General features: G+C 33.9%; 12 protein-coding genes. 8 read left to right on the top strand and 4 right to left on the bottom strand.

The window, feature by feature from the left end; all coding sequences use genetic code 11:
- The first annotated feature begins 1 nt into the window (after position 1).
- The 7 genes from K1X16_RS12210 to K1X16_RS12240 all read left to right on the top strand — a co-directional run bounded on the left by K1X16_RS12210 (position 2) and on the right by K1X16_RS12240 (position 11,679).
- Complete coding sequence (locus K1X16_RS12210; protein WP_225036486.1) at positions 2-8,212, top strand: T9SS type B sorting domain-containing protein; 8,211 nt, start codon at positions 2-4, stop codon at positions 8,210-8,212.
- A gap of 28 nt (positions 8,213-8,240) precedes the next feature.
- Positions 8,241-9,224, top strand: a complete 984-nt coding sequence (locus K1X16_RS12215; protein ID WP_225036488.1) for a type IX secretion system membrane protein PorP/SprF — start codon at positions 8,241-8,243, stop codon at positions 9,222-9,224.
- Entirely contained in the window at positions 9,224-9,343 is a 120-nt protein-coding gene (locus K1X16_RS18095; RefSeq protein ID WP_225036567.1) for a T9SS type A sorting domain-containing protein, read from the top strand. Before K1X16_RS12215 ends, K1X16_RS18095 begins: the two co-directional genes overlap by 1 nt.
- 172 nt (positions 9,344-9,515) lie before the next feature.
- Positions 9,516-9,818, top strand: coding sequence for a ribosome hibernation-promoting factor, HPF/YfiA family (gene hpf / locus K1X16_RS12225; protein WP_225036489.1), 303 nt, complete (start codon positions 9,516-9,518; stop codon positions 9,816-9,818).
- 3 nt (positions 9,819-9,821) lie between these two features.
- Complete coding sequence (locus K1X16_RS12230; RefSeq protein WP_225036490.1) at positions 9,822-10,235, top strand: hypothetical protein; 414 nt, start codon at positions 9,822-9,824, stop codon at positions 10,233-10,235.
- Between the two features lie 68 nt (positions 10,236-10,303).
- Positions 10,304-11,113: a DUF1853 family protein gene (locus K1X16_RS12235; protein ID WP_225036491.1), complete on the top strand. Its 810-nt coding sequence runs from the start codon at positions 10,304-10,306 to the stop codon at positions 11,111-11,113.
- 2 nt (positions 11,114-11,115) lie between these two features.
- On the top strand, positions 11,116-11,679 hold the full coding sequence (locus tag K1X16_RS12240; RefSeq protein WP_195871914.1) for a pseudouridine synthase: 564 nt from the start codon (positions 11,116-11,118) through the stop codon (positions 11,677-11,679).
- Here the strand turns inward: K1X16_RS12240 and K1X16_RS12245 are convergent.
- Positions 11,669-12,400 carry a hypothetical protein gene (locus K1X16_RS12245; RefSeq protein ID WP_195871915.1) on the bottom strand — a complete coding sequence of 244 codons (732 nt, stop codon included), beginning with the start codon at positions 12,398-12,400 and terminating at the stop codon, positions 11,669-11,671. The genes K1X16_RS12240 and K1X16_RS12245 overlap by 11 nt on opposite strands.
- Positions 12,401-12,498: 98 nt before the next feature.
- Complete coding sequence (locus tag K1X16_RS12250) at positions 12,499-14,013, bottom strand: DEAD/DEAH box helicase (protein ID WP_195871916.1); 1,515 nt, start codon at positions 14,011-14,013, stop codon at positions 12,499-12,501.
- Positions 14,014-14,150: 137 nt separating this feature from the next.
- Here K1X16_RS12250 and K1X16_RS12255 point away from each other — a divergent pair, with 137 nt between their 5' ends.
- Positions 14,151-14,717, top strand: coding sequence for an ExbD/TolR family protein (locus K1X16_RS12255; protein WP_225036492.1), 567 nt, complete (start codon positions 14,151-14,153; stop codon positions 14,715-14,717).
- Here K1X16_RS12255 and K1X16_RS12260 read toward each other — a convergent pair.
- Together K1X16_RS12260 and K1X16_RS12265 are read right to left on the bottom strand one after the other, a co-directional pair.
- Positions 14,701-15,126, bottom strand: coding sequence for a 3D domain-containing protein (locus tag K1X16_RS12260; protein WP_225036493.1), 426 nt, complete (start codon positions 15,124-15,126; stop codon positions 14,701-14,703). The genes K1X16_RS12255 and K1X16_RS12260 overlap by 17 nt on opposite strands.
- A 410-nt stretch (positions 15,127-15,536) precedes the next feature.
- Positions 15,537-17,849 carry a T9SS type A sorting domain-containing protein gene (locus tag K1X16_RS12265; RefSeq protein ID WP_225036504.1) on the bottom strand — a complete coding sequence of 771 codons (2,313 nt, stop codon included), beginning with the start codon at positions 17,847-17,849 and terminating at the stop codon, positions 15,537-15,539.
- Positions 17,850-18,007 lie beyond the last annotated feature (158 nt).

Here is an 18,007-nt window from a genome sequence, read left to right on the forward strand (position 1 = left end):
CATGAAAAAACCTACTTTTTCTAGAATAGCCATAATTGCCCTAACACTTATTTTGGGACAACTAACGTTAGCTCAAAACTATGAGCCCTTTACACCTCGATTTAATGAGGACTTAAAAGGTGATATTGTCTTAATCGGTAATAATATACTTGGGCCAGATAATGACCCATTTAATAATAATTCGGTATATAATCACCAAGTCGATATGCAATATATTGATATCGATAGTGATGGCTCTACTTTCAGTTCTTCTAGTGCAGATCTAACAATTCCTAACCCAAACTGTTATAAAATCATATATGCAGGTTTATATTGGGGAGCTGTAAATCCTGGCGATGCTCCTATAACAGAAGTAAAATTTAAAGGACCAGAAGGTGGTTATCATGATATAGAAGGTACTATTATTTATGATGCAGATGGAAATACTGTAGATGGTGGAGATAGTTTTTCTTATGCAGCTTATGCCGATGTAACCTCTATAATTTCAACGTTTAGTAATGATTTAGGTACATATACAATTGCAAACGTATCTTCTGCAGAAGGTAGAACAGCGTCATATAATCCCTATAATGGTACAGGACAATCTGCTGGTTGGTCATTATTTGTAGTTTATGAAGATCCTACTTTACCAGGAAAATCAATTACTAGTTTTGATGGTTTTAGTGCTATTAGTGTTGCAGGTGGTAATCCAAATTTAGATATTCCGGTAGATGGATTTAGAACTATTCCTGCTCCCGCTCCAGTAAGAGCTAATTTTGCTTTTGCAACTTTAGAAGGAGATAGTCCTATTTTAGGTGATCGATTACGTTTAAACGGAGTTAGTTTGTCAGCTACAGATCGCCCAATTGCAAATTTTTTCAACAGTTCCGTTACTCAGTTAGACGCTACACCTGTAAATGATAGAGTCCCGAACAGTACCAATACCTTAGGTTTTGATACAGGTGTAATGCATGTACCAAATCCTGGAAATTCAGTTATTGCCAATGATGCCACCTCTGGAACCATTCGTTTAGAAACAAGTGGAGATACCTATTTTCCTTATTTCTTTGCTTTTGCTGTAGAAATTATAGAACCTAACATTGTGCTCACCAAAATTGTAGAGGATGATTCAGGTAATAATATAGGTAATGAATTTGTAGGCCTTGGGTCTTCGCTTAATTATGTCATTGGTTTTCAAAATACAGGAAATGACAATGCTACAAACTTTCAAATCAGAGACATTCTGCCTGTGAATGTTATTTTTAATTATCCAGATGATTTAGTATTACCTCCAGGAGTAACTGTTTCTAGCTATAATGCTGCCACACGAGAACTTATCTTTAATATTGATGATTCTTTAGTAGAAGAAAATGATCCCGTTTATGAAATTCGTATTGAGGTAGAAGTTGTAGAATCTTGTAACCTACTAATTGATGCGTGTACTAATATTATTAGTAATCAGGCTTTTGGAAGTTATAATGGGTTTTATAATCCAACTTTTTCAATTTCAGATGATCCAAGTATTAACAATAACACAGGCTGTTTGTTATCACCTCAAGCCACAAATTTTTTAGCAGATTTAAACTGTACTTTTTCTCAAGATATTGTGTTATGTGGAGAAACTGTCGATTTAACTGCAGCAGATGGTTATGATTCTTACACTTGGTCTACAAGTCCAACCGGAACACCAGTTATTGGAAATACACAAACGATAACTGCCGATCAAACAGGCACCTACTACTCTTTCAATTCAGCTGTAGCTCCTTGTCAATCTATTGTTCAAGAATACCATGTAGAGATTTATGGTAATAATACTTCAAACCCTGTTATACCTTATGCAGATGAAGTCGTAACGTGTCCTAATGACGGAAAATTATTGCCAAATATCTTTTTGTGTGGTGCTGAAGATTCAAGATTAATTGAAACCAACATCTCCAATTCTACGTCAGTTATATGGGAACAATTAAATGAAGGAAGTTGTTCGGCTGTTGCAGATGCAGATTGTGCAAATGAAGACGCTTCTTGTACTTGGGATGAAGTAGGAACAGGTTCAAATTTTCTGGCTGACACAGCAGGTCAATACAGGTTAACTATTAATTATCCTGGTGGATGTTTTGTACAGTTTTATTTCAATATTTATGAAAACATATTAAATGCAACTGTTAATGCCACAGATATTATTTGTACCACGGATGGAAGTATTACCGTAAATGGAGTGCCTTCAGGATATGAATATAGTTTAGATGGCACTTCTTTTCAAGATAGTAATGTGTTTTCTGTAGATACTCCAGGTATTTACACAGCTTATATCAGACAGGTTGGTGTGGCAACTAACCCTTGTGTGTTTACTGTTCCAGATGTACAAATTAGAGATCGAGAATTTACAGGTTCAACGATAGTTACACAACCCCTTTGTTATGGTGATAAAGGCACAATTTATTTAGCAGCAAACGATATAGATCCTCAATATTCTTTTGCACTGACTGAAGGTGGAAGTTTAGTGAATAGTGTTGGTCCAATTGTAGATAACACCCATACATTTCAAAACTTAAACCCAGGAACATACACGGCAACGATTACATCTGAAAATGGCTGTGTATTCTCTGAAGATATTACAATTACTGAACCACCAGTTTTAACTGCTACTGCAGCTTTAACAAGTCCATTAAACTGTACTGATGGTGAGATTACAGTTTATCCAGTTGGTGGAACACCTCCTTATTTTTACTTTGTTAATGGTGCAACAGAGTTTCAAACTATACCAGAAGTTGTTGTGCCAACGGCCGGAGTTTATAACATTACTGTTATGGATTCTAATAACTGTAGCACAGACTTAACCCTTACAGTTGATGCTATTCCTGCACCCGATTTTAATATAGATATAATCGATATTGCTTGTGCAGATGCTAGTGATTCTGGAGTTTTATCAATTGATGTCATTAACGCAAATGGCAGTAGTATTTTATATAGTATTGATGGAGGAACGACTTTCGTTAACTCAAATGTCTTTACAGGTTTACCAGTAGGAGATTATGAAGTCGTATTACAATACGCAACAGGCTCTGATGTTTGTGAAACAAGTCCACAGACAGCAACTATTAATTCTGCCACACCAATTACCGGAACTGCAGAATTAACAGCTCCTTTTACATGTACCTCAGATGGTACCATTACAGTTACGGGAGTTACAGGAGGCGATGCACCATATACCTATAGTATTGATGGTGTATCTTTTCAAAATAGTAATAGCTTTAATAATTTATCCGCAGGAACCTATACTGTAATCGTAAAAGATGCCAGTGGCTGTTCTTCGGCAATGAATGACATTACTGTGGAAGCCTTAAATCCACCAACGGATTTAATCTTCGATAATTCACCAGTGACCTGTCCTACCAATACTTCTACAATTTCTATTACAGGAACAACAGGAGGTATTGGAATATTAGAATATCAAATTACAGCACCAGCTTCGGCAGCAACGGCTTATCAAACATCAACGGATTTTTCAGGTTTAGAGCCAGGAACGTATACGTTTCAAGTTAAAGATGAAAATGATTGTGTATATAGTGAGTCTTATACTATTGACCCTATTCCTACTCCAACGTTATCTGTTGTTTTAACAGAAGGTTTGGATTGTACAACGGCACCAGATGCGGTTATAACTGGAACAATTTCTGGACCTGCGCCTTACACATATTCGGTATCAATAAACGGAGCTGCTTATACATCTTTAGGTGCAACAGGTTCTCCATTTACATATGCAACGGCAGATGCAGGAACATATCAATTTGAAATAACAGATGCTAATGGTTGTTCAGCGGAATCTTCTGTGATAACAGTAAACCCATTATCGCCACCTGCATTAAGTTTGGTTGCACAAACGCAACCTATTTTATGTCATGGTGATACAAATGGAGCTATTGAAGTTACAATAGATACGTCAGTAGGAACCCCTCCTTTCACTATTAATGTGAATAACGATACAACAGGAACTGATTATGGTACACAAACGTCTGGATTACCAGCAGGAACATATACTGTAACTGTAACAGATTCTAAAATGTGTACAGCAACTGAAAACGTGACGATTAACCAACCAGACCAAATATCAATATCCCATGAAGCTATCGATATTACTTGTGGTGCAGGTGGCGTTTCACAAGGTTCGGTCATTGTAAACTCAGTTACAGGTGGAACACCACCTTATAACTATTTTGTTACAGGTACAAATGGTTACTCTAATTCTGAACTTAATAATATCGGTTCAACATCTGTTAGTTTTGATGTGGTAGATTTTGGTTTATATCAAATAAATGTGGTAGATGCTAACGGTTGTTCTGTTCTAGTTCAAGATGTATTGGTAGCCTCTCCTCCAACAGATTTAGATATTGATATTACTACAACTGTCGATTGTTCTACTGGTGGTGAAGCTGAAGTAAGTATAGGATCATCTCTTACAAGTGCAGGGCCATTCTTCTTTAGCATATACGAAGGTCCTGGTACGGTATATCCTACTACTGGAACATGGTTAAGTGAAGACGCTCCAGGAAGTGAGTCTGCTACATTTACAGGGTTAATGCCTGGTGTATTATATACATTTATTGTGTATGACCAATCTACAAATTGTAGTTACTACGAACCAGCTACGGTTCCAATTCCAACTAATTCAACATTAACAGCTACAGCGGTTAGCGCGAATAATATAACCTGTACAGGGAGTGCTGACGGAAATGTATCATTTACTATTAATAGTGTATATGGAAGTTCTGTTGCTGTAGATTATGAAATATTCGATTCTTTAAGTTTAACCTCAACTGGAATCACAGGTTCAGGTTCTGTTCCTGCAAATGGAGCATTAAATGTTACAGAATTAGGGCCATTACCATTTGGAAATTATTTTGTTTCTATTAGCGAAAGTTCAGGTCCAAATGCTGGTTGTGGAGTTGTAACAGTGCCTTTTAATATTACAGAATCTGCCTTTCTTTTAGAGTTAGAAGCTTCTATTGATCAGAACGCGAATTGTAATCCTAACTCAGGAATTATTAGTGCTATCGGTTCAAACGGTACACCTCCTTATCAATATCAAATTACAACAACACCCGCTGCTCCATTAGCAACAGATGCTGCTTGGGATGCTTCAAGTACATTTAATATGGATGCTGGTAGTTATTATGTGCATGTTATTGATGCTTATAACTGTATTGTTACGAGCCCGGTTCAAGTTTTAGACATGGATCCAACTCCAGTAATTTCAGCAACATTAACAAATCAATGTACTGTTGTTGAAGGTGAATATGAAATTGATGTTACATTAGACACACCTGGTTTGTCTCCTTATAGTGTAAGTATTAATGGAGGAGCATTTCAATCACAAACATTCCCTTTTACACTTTCAAATTTATATTCAGGAACACATACAATAGAAGTTCAAGATGTAAATGGTTGTGGTAATACGGTATCAATAGATGTTGTACCACCAATAAACATTACACCAGAAGTAACAACGCTACCATCTTGTAATAATGATGATGGTGAAATTACGGTAACTGGTTCTGGAGGATCTGGATCTTATGCTTACAGCATTTTACCAAATCCAGCTTCAATAAGCTTAGCAGGAAATGTATTTTCTGGTGTGCCTTCAGGAAGCTACACCATTACTATAACAGATACTGTGACTTCTTGTACAGAAGAGGTTTCTGTAACGGTTTCTGAAGCTATACTTCCTACATTTACTTTAACTCCAAATGAAGTAACCTGTTTTGGGGATAACTCTGGATCTTTCGAGATAAATATTGCCAACTATTCTGGAGCGTATACGTATGAAGTATTTGATAGTTCTGGAGCGTCAGTAACAGGAGTCATAAACGCCAACACGTCCACCAACCCTGAAATAGTAACAGGAATGGAAGCTGGAACATTTTCTGTACTTATAACAGAAACAGATATTCCTTTCTGTTCGGCAACTTCAAATGTAATTATTGCATCTCCACTAGAAGCTATGACACTTAATGTATCAGAAACTTCAGATGTAACTTGTAATGATAACGAAGGTACAATTACTGCTATTGCAACAGGTGGTTGGGGAGATTATGAATATGAATTAACGGGAGATGCTACTGTAGCTTATTCTTCAAATGGATCATTTACAGGATTGTCAGCTGGAAATTACACCGTAAATGTTAGAGATGCCGGTGGTTGTATCGTATCTGAAGTAATAACATTAGAAACTCCAGATCCAATAACAGCTACATTTACACCAAGCACTACAACTTTATCTTGTTTTGGTGATCAGGATGCTAGTATTACTATTACAAATGTTACTGGTGGTCAAGGCACAAACTATACGTATACGTTAAATACGGTTTCACCAACACCAAGTGTTTCTGGCCCACAAACCTCTAATGTGTTTGACAACTTAGGCCCTGGAACTTATTTTGTAAGAATTACAGACGGTTATGATTGTGAATTTTCATCAGCAAATATGGTAATTACTGAGCCAGATCCAATTGAAGCTAGCTTAGTAAGAGCATCAACCCAAACCTGTTTAACAGAATCAACATTAACATTGAGTGCAACAGGTGGAACAGGATTATATTCCTATAGTGAGACCCCTTCCTTTTCACCACTAATTGGAACGTTTACAACTTCGACAACATTTACGGTTTCAGAGGGAACGTATTCATATTATGTAAGAGATGCCAACGGATGTGTTACTAATGTATCTAATGAAATTACAGTTGATCCATTGCCGACTTTAGAAGTGACATTAGAATCAACCAACCCTACAATTAATTGTGCTGGTGATAACAATGGTACCATCTTAGCAACTGCTATAGGTGGATTAGGAAATTACACCTATACGTTACAAGATAATGCAGGAAACCCTGTTACTGCAACAGAAAACAGTCCAGGTTATTTCACAGAACTTTTTGCAGGTGATTATATTGTATACGTAGAAAGTGGAGATTGTACTGCTACTTCTGCTCCAATAACTATTACGGAACCAGATGCTCCACTCGATGCGTCAGTGGTTGTTAATAATGTGAGTTGTGCAGGAAGTAATAATGGTTCTATTGAAGTTACTGCGTCTGGAGGAACAGGAATCATTAAGTATGCTATTTCACCACAATTAAATCAGTTCTTCGATATTAATACTTTCGAAAACTTAGCTCCTGATGATTACACCATCATTGTACAAGATGAATTAGGCTGTTATTTAACACTCGATGTTACCATAACGGAACCGCAACCTGTAATCTTAAGTATTGTTCCAAACTCATTAATCCCAGAAGTTTGTACAGGTGAACTTGAAGGTGAATTTAGTATTGCTATTTCAGGTGGAACATTACCATACAGTGTCAGTTTAGATGATTATGATGGTACTTACACAACAGGAAACGCTACGCAAACCGAATTTTATTTTACAAATTTAGGCGGTGGTGATCATATTGTATTTGTAAAAGATGCTGAAGGATGTGAATCTGAATGGAATATCACGTTCCCAGAATCAGTTAGCATTTTACCAGAAGTTGTTATTGAAAATATTTGTGACAACAATATACAAGGCAATATTGTAACTGTGACTGTAGATGCTTCTATTGAAGACCCTACCCTTCTCGAATATTCTTTAAATGGTGGCCCATATCAATCTGATAATGTATTTACAAATTTACCAGAAGGTACAGGGTATTATATTGATGTAATGCACGAAAATTTATGTGTTCAACGTACCGACTTATTCGATATTGATACCGTAGCCCCTGTAACGTTAACATTGGCTGAAGGTGGATTAAATGAATTCATAGCAACTGCCTCTGGTGGTAGAGGTGATTACCAATACACGTTGAACGGAGAAGATGTTGGCTCAGAAAACACTTATATCATTACAGAGTCTGGTTTATATACTGTAATCGTGACCGATAGTAGTGGTTGTTATGCAACTGCACAAATAGAATTAGAATTTCAAGATATATGTATTCCAAATTGGTTTACACCAAACGGAGACGGAGAATTTGATACATGGGCACCAGGATGTACTGAAAATTATCCAAACCTAACCTTCGATATTTTTGATAGATACGGTCGTAAAATTGCCACATACCGTGTTGGTGAAGTTTGGGATGGAAAGTATATGGGTAATGAATTACCTACTGGAGATTATTGGTTTGTTGTTCAAACGAATGACGCTTCACACGACAAAGAGTTTGTTGGACATTTTACACTTTATAGATAATAGCTAAGCACATTTTAAAGATAACATCATGAAAAAAATCACCCTATATTTTCTTTTTTTGGTCTTCGCACAAGGTTATGGCCAAGAATTAAACTTACCAGTATTTACGCAATATTTAGCAGATAATGACTTTGTTATTTCGCCAACGTATGCCGGTATTGGAGATAATTTAAAAATTAGAGCAAACGGATTAACACAATGGGTAGGTATAAAAAATGCACCAGATAATCAATCTGTATATGCTGACTTTAGGATTTCTAATCGTACAGGTATTGGTATTTCTGCTTACAACGATAAAAATGGAAACACACGTCAAAAAGGAGTTAAGTTTTCTTTTGCGCACCATTTAACATTAGATTATAAGACAAAACAATTTTTATCTTTCGGATTATCTTACAACATTAATAGTTTTAGAATTGACATTGAGAATTTTAATACCACCTATGATATTCCAATATTAGATCCATCAATTACAGATGATAGATCGCAATCTAATAATAATTTTGATGCTGGTATTTTGTACCGATGGAAAGCCTTTTACTTAAGCTTTAATGCCAATAATATTTTGAATAAAGATATCGATGACCATTTAGGTATTGAGCCAAGTAAACTTTTAAATTATCAATTATATACTGGTCTTGTTATAAAAAGTAACAATAACAAAGATGTAGAATTTGAGCCTTCTTTATTTGTGCAAATGTTTGATAGTGACAATCGATCTAGTACAGATATCAATTTTAAATACCGAAAATTTAATAGAAAAGGAGATTATTACTTTGTAGGTGGTTCTTATCGTTTTCTTAACGATCAATTCTTTAAGCCTTTAAACGTCGGTCCAATAGGAGGTATTACTTTTAATCAATTCTTTTTTGCGTATTCCTACCAATTAACAATTAATGATTTATCTGGTTTTAATTCTGGAACACACATGGTAACCATTGGGTTAGACTTTTTACAAGGTGCTAGTAACTGTGCTTGTACAAAAGGAACAAGCCAGAGTTATTATAGGTAATAGATGACACAAAAACTAAACAATCGGTAAATGTTAGTCATCTAATTACAGGTATTTATATCGTAGAGTTAGAAACTGCTCATGGAGATAAACGCATACAGAAACTCATAATTAGATAGTTTTAATTAACGACTTTAAAAACGCAAAATCAAAATTCGATTTTGCGTTTTTTTTGCTCTAAACTAAGATTCATAAGATTAGAAAAATGGGTTTACGTTAATAAATATTGTGATTACGTTAAGTACAGAATAAAGCATTACTTACCTTGTTGAAACAACAAATAAAATAATTATGGAAATACTATTTGAATACCACGACGTAGCCGCAAGCGATAGACTTGAAGCACATGCCAAAGAAAAATTAGAAACCTTATTCACACGGTACGACTTTGTCATTAGAGCTGATGTCTTTTTTAAAACAGAGAATACAAGCAGTGATGACACCGGTAAAAAGTGTGGCATTAGATTAAGTGCACCAGGTCCTCGCCTATTCGCAGAATCTTCTCATGATAGTTTTTTAGATGCTATATCTGAAACCGTTAAGGAGTTATCACGTCAATTAGAAAAACGAAATGATAAAATGAAAACGTATTAATAAATGAAAGGCAAAATGGGAGTAATTAGTAGAGATAAAAACCAAATAAATTGTATTTATGCCAACGATTCAGACTTTGGAAAACAGCTAGAAGGCTATTTAGAAGCCTCTGGAAAAGAAATTTTAATGATTAATCTTAATAAGACGATGCTTACACCAACGCAATGGCAAGATTTAGCCACTGATCTAAATGTTGGAATAGAACAGTTTTTAGAGCTTTCTAAGGTTGAAAATGTAGACAAAATCTCAACATTTAGCGCCAATGATTATGTTACTATATTAGAAAACAACCCTAAAATATTTAAAGGAGCAATTGTAATGAATGGTGATAAAACAGCACATATTACATCAGTAACTGAAGTTTTAGAATATTTTGATATAGATAGTACAGGAATTGAAGAAAAGTCACACTCATAAAACTAAAGGACTAATAAATCTGTTGTCAAAGTCTCCTTTGTCAAAAATATTTTTACTTTTAATGTGCTATGAATAAAAGTACATTACTACGCTATAAAGGTTTCGTAAAAACACCATCTCTTTTTAAGACGAATGATTTTACTGAGTTTAGCCAAATAGAACTAGATTCAACACCAAAACCAATAGACAACACAGCTGTATTTAAAAATCAACGGTTAGGTAAACTTGTAGAAGAATTTGTATTTCACCAACTAAAACAAGACTCCTCTGTACATTGGATTGTTGAAAATTTACAAATTCAAAAAGACCGCAAAACCATTGGAGAATTAGATGCGCTCTACGATTTTAATTACCAGCCAATTCACCTAGAAGTGGTTTATAAATTTTATCTTTACGATACTTTAAAATCTTATAATAACCCACTCTCCTATTGGATTGGTCCTAATAGGAAAGACTCACTTTGTTACAAACTAGACAAGCTAAAAAACAAACAATTTCCTTTGCTTTTTAAAGATGAAACTAAGCAACAACTTCAAGAGTATAATATTGATTCAGCAGCCATTTCTCAAAAACTATGTTTTAAAGCACAACTGTTTATACCTTATGATACTTCAAAAGTACCAATGGAGTCTTTAAACGAAGACTGTGTATTTGGCTTTTACATTTCATATGCATCTATAGCTGTTTTTAAGACATTAGGGTTTTATATTCCACAGAAATTAGATTGGCTTGTTTTACCTCATAACAATGTCTCTTGGCAAGATTATGAAACTGCAAAACATAGCATAAAAGAAGCTATCGAAGAACAGCGTTCTCCTTTAGTTTGGTTAAAATATAGTGAGACCAACATTGTAAAATGTTTTATAACCTTTTGGTAAGCATGAATAAACATAGCTATTATAAACTTTACAAACCTTATGGCTACTTAAGTCAGTTTGTAAATCATCAGACTAAACGAAAGTCTAAAAAACTATTAGGAGAGATATACAATTTTCCAAAAGATACGATGGCTGTTGGTCGTTTAGATGAGAAATCGGAAGGTTTATTGTTATTAACTACAGATGGAAAATTTAGTAATTACATAACGAGTTCTGCTATTGAGAAAGAATATCACGTCATGGTCGATGGTGTTATTACACCTGAAATTATTTCGGAATTAGAAAGTGGCATTGAAATTTCGGTGGAAGGAAAACCATACAAGACAAAACCTTGTAAAGCTAATATACTAACAGATACTTCACATATTTTTGAACGTTTTGTGCGCGATGAGCGTCATGGAATTACAACTTGGCTTTCAATTACCATAACCGAAGGGAAATTTAGACAAGTTCGAAAAATGACTGCAAAGGTTGGTTTGCCAACATTGCGATTAGTACGCGTACGGATTGGTGATTATAAGTTAGAAACCATGCAACCTGCTGAAGTTTTGCCAGTTAGTTACTAGAAACCTCTTCAGTTGTACTAGCCGTTTTCTCTTTAATTGTTACTTTTTCATTTTGAAAAATAATCCTTGCTTTCACACCTGTTAGAAGATTCCATTCTTTAGATGAAATCACATTACCTTTATCATCATACACCACAAATTCTGCTGTGTTAGGTCCAGATTCACCTTGGTTTAACGCCACAATATCAACCGTATTTTTTCCATCTACTAAATTAACTTCTACGCGTCTATAACTACTTGTAAGTAATAAGTTATTCTTTACAACGGTTCCGTTTACTAAAATCTGAACACGGTCGCCATCAGGATATTGGTGATCTCTACACACAATATTTACAAATTTAGTATCTACATTATGTTCACCTAAAAACTGATCTGACATGGTTCTAACAATACCACCTTTTACAGCTTCCTTTTTCCAACGTTTTTCATAAATTTCACTAGGGCTTTTTAAACCGTCATTTTCAAACATAGAAAAGGGCTTCTCTGTTTCTCTAATTACAAATTTTTCGTCTTCGTTCTTAGAGCTACCACTCGATTTATCGTCTTTTTTTTCAAGAATTGGCGCAACTTTAACTTTAACTAAAGCAGAGTCTTTTTTCTTCTTAGATTCTTCTGCCGGAATACGAATAGATTTCGTTTCCTTATCTTTTATAACTTGGCCAAAAACCGTTGTGCTGCAAAAAATGCAGAATATAAATACGATGATATTTATAGTTTTCACTTTTATATTATGGGTTTTAAGTATTGAATAAGTAAGTTACAAAAACCGTACCTATTTCAAAATAAAGACATATAAACGTCAATCTTTACAAAAAAAAGTTAAAACTTGCCGTTGAAGCTAATTCTTAACTTTCTATTATATTCTTCAAATAGCCAATCTTTGTAGTTTTGAGTGCTATTCATTATGCAGTAGCAGTACTGTTTTATTCTAAAAGCTATTTCGTCTTGTAGGTCTTTAGTTAACTCTCTTGCATCAAAAACATCTTCACTATTATCAATACATATTTGTGAATGTTGTGCAATAGATCGTTCTATGACTGTAAATGATTTTTGACCAGAATTAATAACGTCTTTGTATTCTGCTTTTACATCAAAATTTAATGTGTACGACTTTTTAAATTTCACCTTTAAAGAATCTGGCATCTTATACACAAAATCACGTTCTAGTAGATCGTCATCTATAATATTCTCTAAATAATAATCTGGATGTTTAAATATATGTTGCCAATCTACGGGCTGATCCCAAGCGCCAAAACGCGCCTCATTATTTCCTAAGTCTATAACTTGAAATGTATCTCTATCTTTATAAATTCGGCTACCACGACCAATCATTTGAAAATATAAGGTTAACGATCTTGTGGCTCTGTTTAAAATGATAGATTCTACAGATGGTTCATCAAAACCAGTCGTTAAGATACTTACCGACGACAAAACAGCGTCTGGTGTGTTTTTAAACCATTTTAGAATGTCTTTACGCTCTTGTTTATTGGCAGTATTATCTAAATGCCTAACGTTATACCCTGCCTTTTTAAACGTATGGTAAACTTCTTTAGATGTATAAATTCCATTATTAAAAATCAGCGTTTTTTTACCTTTAGCCAATTCCTCATATGCCAATAATAATTTAGACTGCATTAAGCTATTGGTATATAAAGCTTCTGAGGATTTTACCGTATAATCACCATTAATACCTATTTTTAATGAGGTTAACCCAACATCGTAATGCGAAACTTCAGCTTTAGCTAAAAACCCATTTTTTATTAAGGTCGAAATATCATCACCAATGATTAATTTTTTGTAGTTATCTTTCATTGGTAGCTTAATATTACTACTCAATGGTGTGGCGGTTACACCAAGAATAAAACAATTTTCAAAAAACTTAAATAGTTTTCTAAACGAATTGTAATGTGCTTCGTCAATAATAACAAGACCAACATTTTTTAATTCAAAATCATTATCAGACAAGCGGTTATTTAAGGTTTCAACCATGGCTACAAAACACTGAAAATCATCTTGATCTGGAAGTGTTTTTACCTTACTATTAATGACTTTATTCTTAACATTAAAACCAGATAATACGTTAGATGTTTGTTTACAAAGTTCAATTCTATGGGTAAGAATCACCACTTTTTTCTGATGTTGCTCCACGTAACGTCTAACGATTTCAGAAAAAATAACCGTTTTACCTCCTCCTGTTGGAAGCTGATATAAGAGATTAAAATCATCAGACTCATCTCGCATTACATCAAAAATGCGATTCAGGTCCTTGATCTGGAAATCATAGAGACTTTTCTCAGTAGCATTTTGTTGAATGGTTTCGGTTTCTGACGACATAAATTGAATTTAGTTCGATATTAATTTCGCAAAAATAGCACATTGTAAAGGTTTATGGAATGAATTGTTAACAAGATTTAACAAGATTGGTACTGTTATTGTGTTTAAGATTTTATTAACATTTAAAATATATTATTATGAAATCACTTAAAAGACATTCTGTATCGGTCAATGCAGGATCTATGGCAGACATTGCTTTTTTGTTACTCATTTTCTTTTTAGTAACGACCACTATTTCTGCAGACAAAGGTATTTTACGAAAATTACCACCTATTTGTGAAACTGGAGATTGTACTGCAGATATACCAGAACGTAACCTATTACATGTTTCAATGAATGACAAACAGCAAATTATGATTAACGAAAATAGTCTAGAACTCACTGAAATTGCTTCTTTAGTGGAAGCCTTTATAGATAATAATGGAAATAACAATTGTGATTATTGCGAAGGAAAACAATCCGTAACCTCTTCAGATCATCCTAAAAAGGCCGTTATTTCTTTGAGTCATTCTGCTGCTACCAAATACGATTTGTTTGTGTCCGTTCAAAATGAAATTACAAAGGCTTATTACGATTTAAGAATGCGTTATGCTAAACAAGTCTATAATAAAACACCAGATCAATTATCAAAAGCCGAATTAATTGAAGTGCAAAAGGCCTATCCTTTTATAGTTTCAGAAATTATGGTTAAACGTTCTCATTAGAAATTGAATCATTACTTTGGATACAATATTCAATCTTAACTTTCTTTTTGCCCCAATTTTTTGCTTTGTTTACATCGTTATCCATATAAATATCAATCCGTTTTCTCCAGCGACGATTCATTTTATCTTTAACCGTGTATAGACTATCAAAACCTTGTATTTTTACTTTGGTGTTATGTACTAGGCCAGAATCTAATAAATCTCGTGAAACCGCAATGTATCGCAATCCAGGTTTTAAACTATCGCCAAAAGCGGTGATATTTGGATTAGAGTTGGTTTGGTATGCTAAGGAATTGTATGCCGTAGCAGTTACTAAAATAGTGTTTGTGATACATTTATCTTCTGCTCTTGTATTGCAGTTATACAAGCTAAGACAACAAAGAATAATAACAAAATGATGTATTTTCATAGTTATAAAGATACATTCAATTTCGTTAATATTTGTTAAAAACGTATTATGTTATGCATGGTACTGTAACAAATATAAAGTTTCGTCGTCTATTTAGTATAACCAATTAAAAAACAAACATTATGAGAACTTTAAACAACAATCAATTATCTAGTACTACGTCTGAAACAAAAAGTTTTAACTGGAATAAAAAACGACGTTACAGATAACAGCATAAGACATAATTTCATCAATCAAAAAATCAATTAATATGAGAGTTTTATCCAAAATTGTCAATACATCTAATAGTTTAGATGATGACTTAAAAACCATTAAACTTTAACATTAATAAAAGCAATTTAGAGTTTAATAAAAAGGTCAGTTTCCTGTTAAAGAAACTGACCTTTTTTTATGAATTCTATTTTGAGTTCTTATTTTTTAATAAATTTTTGTGTCATAGAACTCGTATTGGTAGATAATTTTATAAAATAAATCCCACTTTGATAGTTTGATATATTCAAAATATGAGTGTCATTACTTCTTAAATCCCCATTACTAATTTTCTTACCTAAAGTATCAAATATTTCAAAACTTACATCTTCATTTAAATTATTCAAATCAATATTTAAGTTGTTATTTACAGGATTAGGATATAAATTAATTAAACCATCTAAACTAAATTCATTAACGCTTAACGGGTCTTGTACATTGAATGTTACTGATTCAGAAGCCGTAAATTCACCACCTGAAATTATCTCATTATCATTTTCATCTCTTAAGCTATATGAGCCAGTACCATATGTACAACAAATACCATCACCTTCTTCGTCGTAAATGGTAAACGTATAACATTCATTAAAACTCGGAATGGTAATAATTTCTTCGTATGATGTAGGATTATTTGAATCAAAATAAACTCCACTATCCACAATTACCCCCGAACTATTAACAAGGTCCCATGAAGTTTCATAACCATAATTATCCGTTAAAAGGTCAAAAACGATTGTATTTGTTGCATATGCAGATGATACATCAAAATTAACGGCAAATGTGTTATTGGTTGTGTTTTCATCTGTGGTTCCATTTGGGTTTGAAACGTTAATAGTAAATATGTGATTACTTGCACTTAAATTAGAATAGACAGGTGTTGCTACCACAACACTTTCTCCATTAAGTAAATTACCTGTCCAGTTTACTGTAGTACTAGTTTCAGAATCTATAAAGTATGAAACATCTGCAGATGTTAAAGTTAAATCTCCTGAGTTTATAAGTGTTACTTGAGGTGTAAAATCTTCTCCACATAATTCTGTTGGGATACCAGCCCCAGCCGTAACTCGCGCATCATTATCATACGTTTGTAATTGAGGATACACGTCTACGAAGTTAAGACCAGTGTTCCCAGGGTCTAACCAATCTTTAAGTCGTGATGAAGCTGTAGGACCATAATCCCAAGCAACACCAAAGCGTCCATATAAATCAAAACCTCCATTATCATTTGTGCCTGAACATGAAGCAGTTCCGCCAGAAAGCATACCTATTAAATGACCATTTTCATTAAACAAACCAGATCCAGATGAACCTCCTTCAGTAACACCTAATTCCCAATCATTTATTCCCCACATTTGTGTTGTAGGATTGCCATTAAAAAAGGTCGATGTTCTAATCGCACCTTCATCGTTTCTAGATACTTTTTGAATATCACCACTTGGATGATGAATACCAAAGGTAACAGAAGGAACTTCCGTTGTAGATTTATTCCAACCTGCCCAAACTACATCTGGGTTACTGTCAAAAAAACTGGCATCTGTAATTTCAACCAATTCCATATCAGATTGAGAATTTTGAGCTCTAACTATAGAACCACTAACCGTTTGATTAAATGTTCCATTAGTACTATTAGTAAATGTACCACAAGATGGGTTTGGGCTTCTCCAGTTAAAACGAAATGCCCAGCTACCTTCTCCTCCACTACAGTGATTTGCGGTTAAAAAATAAGGAGTTCCATCGTTGTTCGTATTATTTACAAGAGTACCAGAACAAAAACTAGCACCTCCAGCAAGCAACAGTCCACCAGCTTTTTTTACTTCTTCTTTTCTAGTATCTATATCAAATGGATCTGAAGCTGGTGTAATATCACAATCCACATCGTGATTACAAGCACCTGAATCATTTAGCGCTTTTTGATACGTTTCTGCAGTTCGGTAACCATGAACAACAGAGCCAACCGTAATTTTAGCGTTACCAGAAACATTTGCAGGCTGATAATACTCTATATAAGCTACATTACCTTTAACTAACCATGTCCCTAAAACTTCTTCAGGGTTATTGTTGTGATGTGTAAAAGGTCTTAATAAATCCGTTTTATCACTATTATATACATAGAGTTTTGCTCCTTCGGGAATTTTAAATACATCGAACATAAAATTTAATGAATGTGCTCCTTTAGAGGTGTAAGCCATTCTCCAAATCTGGTCTCCATTTTCTAAAGTTGTCCATTCACCTACGTCATTAAAGTTATGGTCCACATAAAGATCATGTCCAAATCTCCAAGGAATAGATTTATTTTGGTCATTAATTTTATCTTCTTCTTGTAATTTTTTCAAATCGAAAGTAGGAAGCGTAAAAGGGGTTAAATCAGTCAATGAATTTTGACTCCAACTAGGTGGTTTAATGTCTTCTGGAAATTGTTGTGCAAAAGAAAATGAACTGACAAATAAGAATGCAAAAAGTAGTTTTAATTTCATATTTTATTTTTTTTTTAGAAATGTAAAAATACAGAATTAATAACTTTTTCAAATTATTTTTAGGTTTTTGGTATAAATGGTACCTAAAATTAAGATTTCTATAAATAAAATACAGTTTGCTTTTAGTCATATTTCTAGTTACTTTTAAAAAAACAAAT

This window comes from Winogradskyella sp. SM1960, from assembly GCF_020179375.1.
In the GTDB taxonomy this organism is placed as follows: Bacteria; Bacteroidota; Bacteroidia; order Flavobacteriales; family Flavobacteriaceae; genus Winogradskyella; species Winogradskyella marina.

Excerpts from the sequence above, each read along its gene's own strand:
- K1X16_RS12210 (WP_225036486.1), top strand. The coding sequence starts at position 2 with ATGAAAAAACCTACTTTTTCTAGAATAGCCATAATTGCCCTAACACTT.
- K1X16_RS12215 (WP_225036488.1), top strand. The coding sequence starts at position 8,241 with ATGAAAAAAATCACCCTATATTTTCTTTTTTTGGTCTTCGCACAAGGT.
- hpf (WP_225036489.1), top strand. The coding sequence starts at position 9,516 with ATGGAAATACTATTTGAATACCACGACGTAGCCGCAAGCGATAGACTT.
- K1X16_RS12230 (WP_225036490.1), top strand. The coding sequence starts at position 9,822 with ATGAAAGGCAAAATGGGAGTAATTAGTAGAGATAAAAACCAAATAAAT.
- K1X16_RS12235 (WP_225036491.1), top strand. The coding sequence starts at position 10,304 with ATGAATAAAAGTACATTACTACGCTATAAAGGTTTCGTAAAAACACCA.
- K1X16_RS12240 (WP_195871914.1), top strand. The coding sequence starts at position 11,116 with ATGAATAAACATAGCTATTATAAACTTTACAAACCTTATGGCTACTTA.
- K1X16_RS12250 (WP_195871916.1), bottom strand. The coding sequence starts at position 14,013 with ATGTCGTCAGAAACCGAAACCATTCAACAAAATGCTACTGAGAAAAGT.
- K1X16_RS12255 (WP_225036492.1), top strand. The coding sequence starts at position 14,151 with ATGAAATCACTTAAAAGACATTCTGTATCGGTCAATGCAGGATCTATG.
- K1X16_RS12260 (WP_225036493.1), bottom strand. The coding sequence starts at position 15,126 with ATGAAAATACATCATTTTGTTATTATTCTTTGTTGTCTTAGCTTGTAT.
- K1X16_RS12265 (WP_225036504.1), bottom strand. The coding sequence starts at position 17,849 with ATGAAATTAAAACTACTTTTTGCATTCTTATTTGTCAGTTCATTTTCT.